This window comes from Stenotrophomonas pictorum JCM 9942 (assembly GCF_001310775.1).
Taxonomy (GTDB): domain Bacteria; phylum Pseudomonadota; class Gammaproteobacteria; order Xanthomonadales; family Xanthomonadaceae; genus Stenotrophomonas; species Stenotrophomonas pictorum.
Genome location: NZ_BAZI01000002.1, coordinates 1 through 12,855, shown reverse-complemented (window position 1 = coordinate 12,855; position 12,855 = coordinate 1). Strand labels below are relative to the sequence as shown.

The following is a 12,855-nucleotide window of genomic DNA, read 5'->3' as shown; positions in this document are numbered from 1 at the left end:
GCCGCACTGGTTCAGCGAAAGGTTGTGATGCCGTACCGGCGTTACCGGCAGTGAGGATGGGCGCCCATGACCTGTGGCGATTGCAGCACGCTTGTTTGCGCGCTGGCCGAGACCGGAGCCAACGGTGATACCGCTATCGCAGCACGGGGTCACTACCGCAGCCGGCGCGACCCACTCGCCGATCCGACCGTTGAGCTCACCGCAATACCGACTCCAGCCCGGCATCGAGTGTCTCCAATGGAGGTGCCGGAGACACCAGGCACACAGGTCCCGAACGATGCAACGGCTGCGCCTCAGCGACGCAGCGTCTCCACCACCGGTGCCACCTGTGCCGGACGGCCCAACGCGGCACCCACCCGCTCCAGCGCCGCGGCCAATGCCTCGGCCGAGTCCTCGCGCAGGTTGGCATGACCGACCTTGCGCCCTTCGCGCGGCGACTTGCCGTAGTCGTGCCAGTGGCCCGATGGCTCAACCAGTACCGCCGCCACATCCGGCATCCGCCCCAGCCAGTTCAACATGCATACATGGCCCAGCACGCGGGTATCGCCCAGCGGCAGACCGAGCACCGCACGGATGTGGTTCTCGAATTGCGAGGTCTCGGCGCCATCACTGGTCCAGTGGCCGGAGTTGTGCACGCGCGGGGCCATCTCGTTGACCAGCAGCTCCTCGCCCCGGCAGAACAGCTCCAGGGCGAACACGCCCACGTAATCCAGCCGCTCGGCCACACGCCGGGCGTAGCTCATGGCCTTTTCGTGCTGCGCGGCGCTGGCCTGTGCAGGCGCCAGACTGGCCGACAGCACGCCATCGACGTGCCAGTTGCCGGTCAGCGGCCACGCACGGAATTCGCCATCACGCCCCCGCACCGCCACCACGCTGACCTCGCGGTCAAACGCGACGAAACCTTCCAGAATCAGGCCGGTCTTTTCGACCTGCGCGCCCAACGCCTGCCAGGCCGCGTCGATATCGGCCTCATTGCGGAGGCGGAACTGGCCTTTTCCGTCGTAACCGAGACGGCGGGTCTTGAGGATGCACGGCAGCCCGAACTCGCCGACCCTGGCAGCCAGTTCGTCGCGGCTGCGGATATCTGCAAACGGCGGCAATGGAATCCCCAATTCCCGGAACAGGGTCTTCTCGCTCAGGCGGTCCTGCGCCACAGCCAGCGCGGCCGGGTTCGGGAACACCGGTTTGAGCTCGGCCAGCCAGTGCGCACTGGCGGCCGGCACGTTCTCGAAATCGAAGGTGACCACATCCACCTTGGCGGCGAACTCGGCCAGCGCGACCGGATCATCGAATGCCCCGACCTGCAGCGGCGCCACCTGTCCGGCGCATGCATCGGCGACCGGATCCAGTACCACAAAGCGCACCCCCAGCGGAGCACCGGCCAACACCATCATGCGGGCCAGCTGCCCGCCTCCCAAGATGCCGACGGTGATCATTGCCGCGGATCGTCGTTGGCCATCACATCAGCGGTCTGCCGTGCGCGGAATGCAGTCAGCGCCTGGCCGATCGCCACCTGCTCGGGCGCCAGCATCGCCGCGGCAAACAGCGCGGCATTGGAGGCACCAGCGCTACCGATGGCGAACGTCGCCACCGGAATACCGGCCGGCATCTGTACGATCGACAGCAGCGAATCCATGCCATTCAAGGCCTTGGACTTCACCGGCACACCCAGCACCGGCACCGCGGTCTTGGCCGCGATCATGCCCGGCAGATGGGCGGCACCGCCGGCACCGGCGATGATCGCGCGCAAACCACGCGCGCCCGCCTCTTCGGCATAGGTGAACAGCACGTCCGGCGTGCGATGCGCCGAAACCACCTTCACTTCGTAGGGAACACCCAGCGCATCGAGCTTCTGGGCGGCGTGCTGCATGGTTTCCCAATCGGAACGGGAACCCATGACAATGCCGACAAGCGGCACGGAGGGGTTGGGGGTCATTGGCCGTCACCTGCTGCAAAGACGTATTCTAGCCATCTTCCACGCAAGACCAAGACCTGATGGACCGCAAACTGCTCGACCTGCTCGTCTCCCCAGACACCCGCCAGCCGCTGCTCCTGCTGGAAAGCGCCGGCCTGGACGCACTGAACCGCGCCATCGCCGCAGGTACGGTCAACCGTGCCGATGGCAGCGCCCAGACCCAGCCACTGCGCGAAGTGCTCGTCACCCGTGACCGCAAACAGCTGTTCCGGGTCGAGGACGGCATTCCGGTACTGCTGGCCGAAGAAGCCATTGCCACCGCGCAGATCGCCGACTTCCCGGGCGCCTGATGCTGCCGCACCCGCCAGCCGCGCCGCCGCAGGCGCAGGTCGAGGCCGACGTCGCCCGCGCCCTGGTCGAGGACATCGGCAGCGGTGATGTCACCGCCGCCCTGTTGCCGGACACGGCGGATATCGCCTACCTGCTGTGCAAGCAGGACGCGGTGATTGCCGGCCGGCCCTGGTTTGATGCCGCACACCGCGCGCTCGACCCGGCGGTGAAGATCCACTGGCGCGTACTGGAGGGTGATCACGTCAGCGCCGGCACCGTACTGGCAACGCTGGAAGGCCGCAGCCGCTGTCTGGTGAGCGCCGAGCGCACCTCGCTCAATTTCCTGCAGACGCTGTCCGCCACCGCCACTGTCACCGCCAGTTACGTGGCGGCCGTGGCCGGCACTGGCACGCGCATCTTGGACACCCGCAAGACGCTGCCCGGCCTGCGCCAGGCCCAGAAATACGCGGTCCGCTGCGGCGGCGGCGACAACCACCGCATGGGCCTGTTCGATACGGTGATGCTGAAAGAAAACCATATCCGCGCCGCCGGTTCGCTGAGCGCCGCCGTGCAGGCGGCCCGCGCCCAGCAGCCGCAACTGCCGCTGGTGGTGGAAGTGGAAGACCTGCAACAGCTGCAGGAAGCCCTGGCCGCCGGCTGCGAACGCATCCTGATCGACGATTTCAGCGCCGGGATGCGGCGCGACGCGGTGCGCATCGCGGCCGGGCGCATTCCGCTGGAAGTCTCCGGCAGCGTGGACCTGACCGTGGTCCGTGCCATTGCCGAGGACGGGGTGGACTTCATCTCCATCGGCGGCCTGACCAAGCACATCCAGGCGATCGACCTGTCCCTCAAGCTCGGCCCGCCACCGGGCTGATTTCACGGCACGAGCACTGCCGGTTCTGCAACGCTCCGTTCAAGGATGAGGAGTTCACCGTGGTCTACCGGCACCTGTTTTTCGGCTCAGTGCTCGCACTCATGTCAACCGGCGCGCTGGCGATCGAAGTCTGCGATATCCCGCCGCGCTACGGCCTGAGCACCACCGCCCAGGCCATCGTGCGCACCACCTGCAACGAACACCGGCTCTGGTATCGCCCGTTCATCGACCGCGACGGACGCATCGCCAGCCTCGGCGCTTCAGAGGCCGACAGCGGCAGCCTGGCCGACAATGGCGTCATCGCGTGGCAGCGCGTGGCCGGCTATTGGCGCGAAAGTGGAACGCTGGGCGCAATGGGCAGTGTTCCCGGTGCCCAGAGCTGCTTTGTCGCCACCGGCAACCGCTACACCGACAGCGACTGCCGCGCCTTCCTGATCGACAACCCGTGGTCGGCGGCATTCATTTCCTGGGTCATGACCCGCGCCGGCGTGACCGGCTTCAACCGCTCACCGCGCCATATCGACTACATCCGTGCCGCTTACCAGAGCGGCGGCAACGGCCCCTACAGGCTCGCCGATCCGGCAACCGAGAAACCCGCCCCCGGCGACATGCTGTGCTTTCTTCGCAACCGCAGCACGACGCTCAATTACAGCGGGTTGATCCAGGCATTGGGCAACGGCAGCGCCGGCAATTGGCAATCCCATTGCGAGATCGTGGTGACCGCCAACGCCGGCGGTGATCGCACGCTGCACCTGGTCGGCGGCAATGTCGCCAACTCGGTGGTGATGCGCAAACTGGCATTGGGCCGCACCGGTCTGGTCGAGTTGCCGCGCCCGGATGGCGGCAACACCGGGCAGATCGGCGCGCAAGGCTGCACCCCCGGCAATGAGGAAGACTGCAACCTCAACCGGCAGGACTGGGCCGCGTTGCTGAAACTGCTGCCCACGACCGCGTCACAGGGGCCCGCGGTTGCGCCAGTCATACCAGCACAGCCCGCGGCCACAGAAACCGGCAACGCCACATCCCGCTGACAGCAGCGCCCACCCGGTTCCGCTTTCCACTGACAGCCCCTAGAGTGTGGCCATGCCTACTCTTCTCATCCTGATGATCATCGGCGCCATCGGCTTCGCGCTGTGGGACACCGGCCGCGCCGCAGCCGAGCGTGCCAGCGAACTGGGCCGCAACGCCTGTCGTGCTGCCGATGTGCAATGGCTGGACCACAGCGTGCATGCCACCGGCATGCGCCTGCGCCGCCTGCCCAGCGGCTGGCTGGGCTTCGAGCGCAGCTTCCGCTTCGACTACTCCTACGACGGCATAGAACGCCACACCGGTCGCCTGGTGCTGCTCGGTCGTGAGCTGGTGTCCTTCTCCGGCCCGGCCGCGGCGCAGATCGGCAAGATCCGCCAATCTGGCGAAGAAGCTGAAGACATCTGAATCAGCAGGCAAGCGCCCCCTCAGCCTCCCAGGCAGCGGCAACACCCAGGCCTAGTCCCACTGCAACCCGTGAGCTGATCGCGCCCCTGCCGGACGGCGGGGGAGATTGCAGCCGCCGAGTCCGGGCAACCCGGACCGGTGCCATCGCCCAAAAAGAATCGCCACCTTGCGGCGGCGATGTGTCGGATTACTTGACCACCCGCAGGAACGGGCGCTTGCCCGCCGGTGGCGGCTCGGGTGCCGACGGCGGCGTATCGTCATCGTCCGGGGGCAGGTCCGCACCGGGAACATCGTCCGGCAGCGCCATGCCCTGCCCGGTCTCCCGCGCGTACACCGCAAGTACCGCCGAGATCGGCACGCTCACCGGGAAACTGACACCGGAGAAGCGTGCCGTGAAGCTGACCGTCTCATTGTCGATATGCAGACGCATTACCGCGCGCTCGGCGACATTGAGCACGACCCGCTCCTCCTTGATCGCGCTGGCCGGCACCTGCACGCCCGGGACTCCCGCATCCACCATGATGTGCGGCGTCATACCGTTGTCGTTGATCCATTCCACCAGCGCCCGCAACAGGTACGGACGGTGGCTGCTCATGCGAAAAGATTCTTCACTCATATGCCAAGTGTACGCCGCATTGAAGCGCGAACACCGCCCGGAGGCGGTGTTCGATGGGGTCAAGTACAGCTGTTCCCCGCTCAGGCCGGCAGGTCGCGCAGCTTCTTTTCCTGGTCGGTCAGGCTGCGGATAAACCCCGGGTTACGGAAGATGCGGTTGCCGTAATCCTCGATCGCCTTGCCGTCCTTGGGCAGCGGAATGCCCAGCGACTCCAGCCGCCACACGATCGGTGCAATCGCACAGTCGGCCAGGCTCATTTCCGGATTCAGGAAAAACTTGCTCGCCTTGAACAGCGGCACCGACTGCGCCACAAGCTCCTTCAGGCGCTTGCGTCCGGCTTCGGCCTGGGTCTTGTTGCCCAGCTGGATGGCCTGCACCTGCGGTACCCAGTCGTGCTCGATGCGCAGCATCGCCAGGCGAAGCCGGGCCCGCGACAGGGGATCGACCGGCATCAGCGGCGGATGCGGATAGCGCTCATCCAGATACTCGCTCACTACCGAGGCGGCATAGAGCACCAGCTCCCGCTCGACCAGGGTCGGCACGGAATGGTAGGGGTTGAGGTCGATCAGATCTTCCGGCGGATTCTGCGCATCGACCGGGACCAGATCGTAGGTCACGCCCTTGGCCGCCAATACCAACCGCACCCGATGGCACAGCACATCGTCATTGGCAGAGAACAAAGTCAGGGTATTACGCATACGCACACTCGCCGCCATCAAAGGCTCTCCAACGGCCGGAATCCGCCAGCCTTACAGCTCCGCCAACCCATTGCCGACGGTCGCCACGGTCTCCCGAGTGTGCAATCGGGCGAGACAATTTCCAAGGCCCTGCCATCACCCCGTGCCTGCACCCGCACCGGGCCACGTGAAATCAATGCACGTCTTTCCAGTACTCGGTCTTGAGCAGATACGCCAGGAACGTCAGCAGCGCCAAGAACAACACCACCCACACCCCGATACTCTGCCGTTTCAGGGCTGCCGGCTCACCGGCATATTCCAGGAAATTGGTGATGTCCCGTACCGTCTGGTCGTATGCGCGGGCATCCACCTTGCCAGGCGTGTCGATCTTCAGCCCGGTGACCGGGGGATCCAGCCCGGGCTGCTCGGCCTTGCCATACACGCATGCTGCATGCCCTGCAGCTCCCAGAGCGGATTGGGCATGGAGGCATTGGGGAATACGGCGTTGTTCCAGCCCAGCGGCCGCGACTCGTCCACGTAGAACGACTTGAGATAGCTGTAGATCCAGTCGCTTCCTCGAACCCGGGCAATCAGGCTCAGATCCGGTGGCATCTTGCCGAACCACTGGGTGGCCGCCTCATGCGGCAGCGCCACCTGGATCTGCTCGCCGAACGCGGCACCGGTGAAGTTGAGATTGTCCATCACCTGTTCTTCGGTCAGCCCCAGGTCCTCGGCCATACGCGAATAACGCAGATATTTCAGCGAGTGGCAGCCCGAGCAATAACTCATGTAGGCCTGGGCGCCGCGTTGCAGCGATGCGCGATCCCCCAGGTCATTTCCCGCTTGCTGCAAGGCCCCGCCATCGGCTGCGGACGCGAGGTACAGAACAGCATCGCTGCTGCAAAGAGCAGCCGCACCATCCATTTGTCAGTCATGCGTCGTCACCCGGTCCGGTACCTGCTTGGTGCTGTCGAGCGTGGTCCACAGCGGCATGGTGATGAAGAAGGCGAAGTACAGGAAAGTCAGTACACGCCCGACCCAGGTTTCCCAGATCGCCGTTCCCGGGCCGGAGCCGATTACCCCCAACCATACGAAGCACACCACCAGCAGGCCCAGCATCAACCGGGAAAGCGGACCGCGGTAACGGATCGACTTCACCTTGGCCCGGTCCAGCCAGGGCACCAGGAACAGGATGGCGATGGCCGAGAACATCACCATCACACCACCAAGCTTGTCCGGCACCACACGCAACATGGCGTAGTAAGGGGTGTAGTACCAGACCGGCTTGATGTGCGCCGGCGTCACCAGCCGATTGGCCTCGGTGAAGTTGTCATGCTCCAGGAACAGTCCGCCAAAACCCGGGGCGAAGAAAATGATGAAGGCCGCAATCACCAGCAGGAAGCCGACGCCCACCATGTCCTTGACCGTGTAGTACGGATGGAACGGGATGCCATCGGCCGGCGCGCCCGCCGACCAGCGGTTGCCCTTGGGCCCTTTCTTGATCTCCACGCCATCGGGATTGTTGGAGCCCACTTCGTGCAGCGCCCCCAGATGCAGCACCACCAGCAGCAGCAGCACCAGCGGCAACGCGATCACGTGCAGGGCGAAGAAGCGGTTGAGGGTGGCATCACCGGGCAGGTAGTCGCCCATGATCCACTCCGTCAGGCCGTTGCCGATCACCGGAATGGCACCGAACAGCGAGATGATCACCTTCGCACCCCAGAACGACATCTGTCCCCACGGCAGTACATATCCCATGAAGGCTTCGGCCATCAGCACCAGGTAGATCAGCATGCCCAGGATCCACACCAGCTCACGCGGCTTCTTGTAGCTGCCGTACATCAGACCGCGGAACATGTGCAGATAGACCACGATGAAGAACAACGAGGCACCGGTGGAGTGCATGTAGCGGATCAGCCAGCCCCACTCCACGTCGCGCATGATGTATTCGATCGATGCGAACGCCTCGGCTGCACTGGTCTTGTAGTGCATCGTCAGGAAGATGCCGGTCAGGATCTGGTTGACCAGCAACACCATCGCCAGCGAGCCGAAGTAGTACCAGAAGTTGAAATTCTTCGGCGCGTAGTACTCGCTGACATGCTTGCGATAAACCGGCATCAGGCCGGGAGCACGCTCATTGACCCAGTTGGCCACGCCGGTGGCGGTGCGGGTGAGAATGTTGTCGGCCATGATCAGGCAGCCCCCTGCGGATCGACGCCGATGACGATGGTGTTGTCATCCACATAATGGTGTGGCGGCACCAGCAGGTTGATCGGTGCCGGCACGTCCTGGAACACGCGCCCGGACATGTCGAAACGCGACTTGTGGCAGGGACAGAAGTAGCCGCCCTTCCACTGCGCGTCATACGGTTCGGGACGGATCTCGGCGACCATCTCCGGGGCACACCCCAGATGGGTGCACAGCCCGACCAGCACGGAGATGTCCGGCTTGATCGAGCGGAATTCGGGATTGCCCTTGAGCACATAGTCCGGCTGCTGGTCCTTGTTGTCGGACTCCGGATCCTTGAGCCTGCCATCCAGTCCCGGTAACGCCTGGAGGATGGCCTTGGAGCGCTTGACGATCCAGATCGGCTGGCCACGCCATTCCAGGATCAGGCGCTGGCCCTCCTGCAAGGCGCTGATATCGGCCGTCACCGGGGCCCCGGCCAGTTTGGCGCGGGCGCTGGGATTCCACGACTTGATGAACGGTACCGCTGCGAAGCCGACGCCGACTGCTCCGACCACCGCTGTGGTCGCTGTCAAAAACCGCCGACGTCCGGTGTTGACTGGATCGTTTACCCCATCGTTGGCCATCCGGCACTCCGATATTGATTAGGTAGCTTGAGGCTGCCAGCGGTCTGGTGGGGGCCAGCCCGCTCTGAACAAATCGCGCCCGAGTGTAGCGGAACGCTTAACGGTGACACAACGCGATCAAACACCAGTCCGTAAAATTTGTCACGGCCTGTTGCAACAGAAACGTCAGCACTTACTGCCGCGCCGCCAATTCGCCCCGATAGCGGTCAGCCAATTGCGCCACGCGCTGCACGTAGTACTGGGTTTCCCGATACGGCGGTACGCCGCCATGACGGTCGACGGCACCTTCGCCAGCGTTGTAACCGGCCGCCGCCAGCGTCAGGTTGCCGTTGAAGCGGCGTAGCAGCCAGGCCAGGTACTGCACGCCGCCACGGATGTTCTGTCCGGCGTCGTAGGAATCGGAAACCCCGAAGCGACGTGCGGTCGGCGGCATCAACTGCATCAGGCCCTGGGCTCCGGCACGGCTGAGCGCGGTCGGATTGAACGCCGACTCGGCATGGATGATGGCGCGCACCACCGCTTCCTCGACTCCAAACTCGCGGGCAGCCGACGCAATCTCGGCACTGTAGGCGTGGGTGTTCAGACGCACCGAGCCGAAGTTGACCCGCGACTGCACGCCACAGGCAAAGCAGCGCTCGATATAGCTGTACTGGATGGTGCGCACCTGGCCGACGCTGGCCAGCTGTGCGGGCCGGGCGCTGGTGTAATGGCGGACGCCATCTTTCATATAGGAATAGACCTGCCCGCTGACCACGCGCTGGGCTTTCCCAGCGGTCGCAGGCGCGGGTGCCGGAAGGGGCGCCACCGCAGCCGGTGCGACCTGGGCGGCCACTGGGGTGGGGCTGGATCCGGAAGCGGTGTCCGCAAGAGTCGCCGGCGAAGAAGCCGGAGGGGCCACCACCGGCATTCGCCGGGGCGCCTCGCGTGCGGGCCGGTAGCTGCTGACCACGCTGCACTGGGCCCCGCCGATGCGCTTGCTGACATAGTTCGCTACGCCATCGCCACCGACACACTTGTACAGCGTGCCCGCACTGGCCGGCGCGGCGGTCAGTGTCGCGGCAAGAACTGCGGCGATCCCCAAAATCCCCTTCATGGGCGGGGAGTCTCCCAGCTTCACCGGGGCTTGCCAAGTATTTGACGGCCCGCCGGCCCTGCGCCCGGGCATGGACCGATACAATAGCCGGCTTCGAATGCGGCCTTCGGGTCGTTGCCCGCCCACCCGTCTGGAATACGCACCATGCCCGGGACGCCCGCTTCTCCCTCGCCGAATCCGGCCGGCTCCGACGTGCCGTCTGTTGAAATGACCACTCCTGAACTCATTCCCCTGCCCAGCGCCAAGCCGAAGCCTGCCGGCGGCGCGCGCGGCAAGCTGTATATCAAGACCCACGGTTGCCAGATGAACGAGTACGACTCGGCCAAGATGGCCGACGTGCTGGCCGAATCCGAAGGCCTGGAGCTGACCGACAACCCCGAAGAAGCCGATGTGGTGCTGGTCAACACGTGCTCCATCCGCGAGAAGGCGCAGGAGAAGGTGTTCAGCCAGCTCGGCCGCTGGAAGGCGCTCAAGGCCGGTGGCCGCGATGTCATCATCGGAGTCGGCGGCTGCGTGGCGTCGCAGGAAGGCGAAGCCATCGTCAAACGCGCGCCCTACGTGGACCTGGTCTTCGGCCCGCAGACCCTGCACCGCCTGCCGGAGCTGATCCGCGCCCGCCGCGAGCAGAACAAGCCGCAGGTGGACATCAGCTTCCCGGAGATCGAGAAGTTCGACCGCCTGCCCGAGCCCCGCGCCGAAGGCCCGTCGGCGTTCGTGTCGATCATGGAGGGCTGCTCCAAGTACTGCTCGTTCTGCGTGGTGCCCTACACCCGCGGCACCGAGGTCAGCCGGCCGTTCGAGGATGTGCTGGTGGAATGCGCGCAGCTGGCGGCGCAGGGGGTGCGCGAGATCAACCTGCTCGGCCAGAACGTCAACGCCTACCGGGGTCCCTATGGAGACGGCGAGATCGCCGACCTGGGCCTGCTGATCCGCACCCTGGCCGAAATCGACGGCATCGGCCGCATCCGTTTCACCACCTCGCACCCGCTGGAGTTCAGCGACTCGCTGATCGACGCCTATCGCGACGTACCGCAGCTGGCCAACTATCTGCACCTGCCGGTGCAGGCCGGCAGTGACCGCATCCTCAGCGCGATGAAGCGCGGCTACACCGCACTGGAATTCAAGGCCAAGATCCGCAAGCTGCGCGCGGTGCGCCCGGACATCTCGATCAGTTCGGATTTCATCGTCGGCTTCCCCGGCGAAACCGAGGCCGATTTCGAAAAGACCATGAAGCTGATCGAGGACGTCGGCTTCGACCAGAGCTTCTCCTTCATCTACTCGCGCCGCCCGGGCACTCCGGCCGCCGACCTGGAGGACACCATCAGCGACGCGAGAAGCATGCGCGCCTGTCGCGCCTGCAGGCGCACATCAACGACCATGCCGCCGGCATTTCGCGGTCGATGGTGGGCAGCGTGCAGTCGGTGCTGGTCGAAGGCCCCTCGCGCAAGGACCCCAACGAGCTGACCGGCAAGACCGAGAACATGCGTTCGGTGAACTTCCCCGGCCACCCGCGCCTGGTCGGCCAGTTCGTCGATGTGGTCATCACCGAGGCGCTGAGCAACTCGCTGCGCGGGCGCATCGTCGCGGCCTGATTCCGCTCCGGCCGGACCCGTTCCGGCCGGGCGGCAGGCCTTGGCGATTTTTTGACCAACCGCGCAAAAGCCCTGGCCTGCCTGCACGGCCGGGGCTTATCCACATCTTTGCCAAGCCCCGGTCCACAACCGCTGTGGATACTGCAGCGTTCAATCCAGCCGCTTGCGGAAGCGCAGTATCGCCAGCGCCATCATCACCACGATGAGAGCCAGCAGCGCCAGCACTTCCGGCCACAGCTCCCACAGCCGCGCCCCGCGCAGCATGATGCCGCGGATCAGGCGCAGGAAGTGGGTCAATGGCAGCAGCTCGGCCAGCCATTGCACCGGCCGTGGCATCCCCTCGAACGGAAACATGAAACCCGACAGCAGGATCGAAGGCAGGAACACGAACATCGTCATCTGCATCGCCTGGAACTGCGAGCGTGCCTTGGTCGAGATCAACAGCCCCAGGGCCAGGTTGGCCACGATCAATAGCATCGTCGCCAGATAGACCTCCAGCACGCTGCCACGGACCGGCACCTGGAACAGCCAGACTCCCAGCAGCAGGACCAGCGAGGTCTGGACCAGGCCGATCGCCACATACGGCAGCACCTTGCCGATCATCAGCTCGCTGCGACTGAGCGGGGTGGCGATCAGCAGTTCCATGTTGCCGCGCTCGCGTTCGCGCACGATCGCCACTGCGGTGAACATCACCATGGTCATGGTCAGGATGATGCCGATCAGACCCGGCACGATATTGACCGCAGAACGCCGCTGCGGGTTGTAGAAGGCGACCACGCTGACCTGGCCGCTGCCGCCGGTCGCGCCGGTGCGCAGCGGCCGATCATTGCGCAATGGCCGTGTCTCCAGCGGCACCTGCGCCAGCTGCAGCGCCGTGCTCTGCACCACCGTGTCGCTGCCGTCGACCAGCACCTGCACCGCCTCGCGCCCCTCGAAGCGGCGACGCTCGAAATCCGCAGGAATCACCACCCCGACACTGATCTGGCCGCGCCGCAGCGCGTGCATCAGCTCCTCCGGCGTCTGCACCCACAGCGCCGGGGCGATCACCCCGGTGGCGACCATGTCCATCACCAGCGCCCGCGAGGCGCTGGTACCGGCCTGGTCGGCGACGCCGGCCTGCAGGTGGCGCAGGTTGAGATTGATCGCATAGCCGAACAGCACCAGCTGCATCACCGGGATGCCGACGATCATGGCCAGGGTGATGCGATCGCGGCGCAGCTGGCGCAGCTCCTTCAGCACGATGGCCCAGAGCCGGCGCAGGCTCATGCGTCCCTCCCGCCCTTCTCGGCATCGGCACCGCCACGGCCGCGGGTAGCCGAGACGAACACATCCTCCAGATTGGGCGGCACCGGTGTCACCTGTGCCCGCAGCCCTGCGGCCTGCAACTGCCGCTGCAGGCGCGCCGGGAGGTCATCACCGGGTTGGACCAGCACCCGCAGCAGATTGCCGATCTGCGCCACACTGAGCACTCCCGGCAGCTGCGACAGCACGCGCTGCGCCTGCCGCGG

The 12,855-nt window shown here is 65.4% G+C and carries 12 protein-coding genes and 3 pseudogenes; 5 read left to right on the top strand and 10 right to left on the bottom strand.

The annotated features are described in order from the left end of the window. Positions 1-293: 293 nt before the first annotated feature. Together JCM9942_RS00285 and purE are read right to left on the bottom strand one after the other, a co-directional pair. Positions 294-1,436, bottom strand: coding sequence for a 5-(carboxyamino)imidazole ribonucleotide synthase (locus JCM9942_RS00285; RefSeq protein ID WP_054656768.1), 1,143 nt, complete (start codon positions 1,434-1,436; stop codon positions 294-296). Next, a complete protein-coding gene (gene purE, locus JCM9942_RS00280; RefSeq protein WP_054656767.1) occupies positions 1,433-1,936 on the bottom strand; it encodes a 5-(carboxyamino)imidazole ribonucleotide mutase in 504 nt (167 codons plus the stop codon). The genes JCM9942_RS00285 and purE overlap by 4 nt, the downstream gene beginning before the upstream one ends. Before the next feature lie 59 nt (positions 1,937-1,995). Between purE and JCM9942_RS00275 the strand changes: the two genes are divergently transcribed. From JCM9942_RS00275 to JCM9942_RS00260, 4 genes are all read left to right on the top strand, one after another. Further along, on the top strand, positions 1,996-2,265 hold the full coding sequence (locus tag JCM9942_RS00275) for a Trm112 family protein (RefSeq protein ID WP_054656766.1): 270 nt from the start codon (positions 1,996-1,998) through the stop codon (positions 2,263-2,265). Beyond that, complete coding sequence (gene nadC / locus JCM9942_RS00270; RefSeq protein ID WP_054656765.1) at positions 2,265-3,122, top strand: carboxylating nicotinate-nucleotide diphosphorylase; 858 nt, start codon at positions 2,265-2,267, stop codon at positions 3,120-3,122. The genes JCM9942_RS00275 and nadC overlap by 1 nt, the downstream gene beginning before the upstream one ends. Before the next feature lie 101 nt (positions 3,123-3,223). Next, positions 3,224-4,153, top strand: a complete 930-nt coding sequence (locus JCM9942_RS00265) for a DUF2272 domain-containing protein (RefSeq protein WP_054656790.1) — start codon at positions 3,224-3,226, stop codon at positions 4,151-4,153. 52 nt (positions 4,154-4,205) lie between these two features. Further along, complete coding sequence (locus tag JCM9942_RS00260) at positions 4,206-4,556, top strand: DUF3301 domain-containing protein (protein ID WP_054656764.1); 351 nt, start codon at positions 4,206-4,208, stop codon at positions 4,554-4,556. A gap of 187 nt (positions 4,557-4,743) precedes the next feature. Here the strand turns inward: JCM9942_RS00260 and JCM9942_RS00255 are convergent, their stop codons facing one another. The 6 genes and pseudogenes from JCM9942_RS00255 to JCM9942_RS00230 all read right to left on the bottom strand — a co-directional run bounded on the left by JCM9942_RS00255 (position 4,744) and on the right by JCM9942_RS00230 (position 9,755). Then, positions 4,744-5,172 (bottom strand): ClpXP protease specificity-enhancing factor, encoded by a 429-nt coding sequence (locus JCM9942_RS00255; protein WP_054656763.1) that lies wholly within the window; start codon positions 5,170-5,172, stop codon positions 4,744-4,746. 80 nt (positions 5,173-5,252) lie between these two features. Next, the gene (locus JCM9942_RS00250; RefSeq protein WP_054656762.1) at positions 5,253-5,888 is read right to left on the bottom strand and encodes a glutathione S-transferase N-terminal domain-containing protein; all 636 of its coding nucleotides are present in this window, start codon (positions 5,886-5,888) and stop codon (positions 5,253-5,255) included. A 154-nt stretch (positions 5,889-6,042) separates the two neighbouring features. Then, a pseudogene (locus tag JCM9942_RS00245) lies at positions 6,043-6,773 on the bottom strand (cytochrome c1). 3 nt (positions 6,774-6,776) lie between these two features. Beyond that, positions 6,777-8,039 (bottom strand): cytochrome b, encoded by a 1,263-nt coding sequence (locus JCM9942_RS00240; protein WP_054656761.1) that lies wholly within the window; start codon positions 8,037-8,039, stop codon positions 6,777-6,779. Between the two features lie 2 nt (positions 8,040-8,041). Continuing rightward, positions 8,042-8,662 (bottom strand): ubiquinol-cytochrome c reductase iron-sulfur subunit, encoded by a 621-nt coding sequence (petA, locus tag JCM9942_RS00235; RefSeq protein ID WP_054656760.1) that lies wholly within the window; start codon positions 8,660-8,662, stop codon positions 8,042-8,044. A gap of 172 nt (positions 8,663-8,834) precedes the next feature. Beyond that, positions 8,835-9,755 carry a lytic transglycosylase domain-containing protein gene (locus JCM9942_RS00230; RefSeq protein WP_054656759.1) on the bottom strand — a complete coding sequence of 307 codons (921 nt, stop codon included), beginning with the start codon at positions 9,753-9,755 and terminating at the stop codon, positions 8,835-8,837. 144 nt (positions 9,756-9,899) lie between these two features. On the opposite strand from JCM9942_RS00230, the pseudogene miaB reads away from it, so the two are divergent. Then, positions 9,900-11,347 (top strand): annotated as a pseudogene (miaB, locus tag JCM9942_RS00225) (tRNA (N6-isopentenyl adenosine(37)-C2)-methylthiotransferase MiaB). 150 nt (positions 11,348-11,497) lie between these two features. Here miaB and JCM9942_RS00220 read toward each other — a convergent pair. Together JCM9942_RS00220 and JCM9942_RS00215 are read right to left on the bottom strand one after the other, a co-directional pair. Continuing rightward, the gene (locus JCM9942_RS00220; protein ID WP_054656758.1) at positions 11,498-12,613 is read right to left on the bottom strand and encodes an ABC transporter permease; all 1,116 of its coding nucleotides are present in this window, start codon (positions 12,611-12,613) and stop codon (positions 11,498-11,500) included. Further along, positions 12,610-12,855: pseudogene (locus tag JCM9942_RS00215) on the bottom strand (DUF4162 domain-containing protein); the annotation flags it as partial. The pseudogene JCM9942_RS00215 and the gene JCM9942_RS00220, both read right to left, overlap by 4 nt.

Excerpts from the sequence above, each read along its gene's own strand:
- JCM9942_RS00285 (WP_054656768.1), bottom strand. The coding sequence starts at position 1,436 with ATGATCACCGTCGGCATCTTGGGAGGCGGGCAGCTGGCCCGCATGATG.
- purE (WP_054656767.1), bottom strand. The coding sequence starts at position 1,936 with ATGACCCCCAACCCCTCCGTGCCGCTTGTCGGCATTGTCATGGGTTCC.
- JCM9942_RS00275 (WP_054656766.1), top strand. The coding sequence starts at position 1,996 with ATGGACCGCAAACTGCTCGACCTGCTCGTCTCCCCAGACACCCGCCAG.
- nadC (WP_054656765.1), top strand. The coding sequence starts at position 2,265 with ATGCTGCCGCACCCGCCAGCCGCGCCGCCGCAGGCGCAGGTCGAGGCC.
- JCM9942_RS00265 (WP_054656790.1), top strand. The coding sequence starts at position 3,224 with ATGTCAACCGGCGCGCTGGCGATCGAAGTCTGCGATATCCCGCCGCGC.
- JCM9942_RS00260 (WP_054656764.1), top strand. The coding sequence starts at position 4,206 with ATGCCTACTCTTCTCATCCTGATGATCATCGGCGCCATCGGCTTCGCG.
- JCM9942_RS00255 (WP_054656763.1), bottom strand. The coding sequence starts at position 5,172 with ATGAGTGAAGAATCTTTTCGCATGAGCAGCCACCGTCCGTACCTGTTG.
- JCM9942_RS00250 (WP_054656762.1), bottom strand. The coding sequence starts at position 5,888 with ATGGCGGCGAGTGTGCGTATGCGTAATACCCTGACTTTGTTCTCTGCC.
- JCM9942_RS00240 (WP_054656761.1), bottom strand. The coding sequence starts at position 8,039 with ATGGCCGACAACATTCTCACCCGCACCGCCACCGGCGTGGCCAACTGG.
- petA (WP_054656760.1), bottom strand. The coding sequence starts at position 8,662 with ATGGCCAACGATGGGGTAAACGATCCAGTCAACACCGGACGTCGGCGG.
- JCM9942_RS00230 (WP_054656759.1), bottom strand. The coding sequence starts at position 9,755 with ATGAAGGGGATTTTGGGGATCGCCGCAGTTCTTGCCGCGACACTGACC.
- JCM9942_RS00220 (WP_054656758.1), bottom strand. The coding sequence starts at position 12,613 with ATGAGCCTGCGCCGGCTCTGGGCCATCGTGCTGAAGGAGCTGCGCCAG.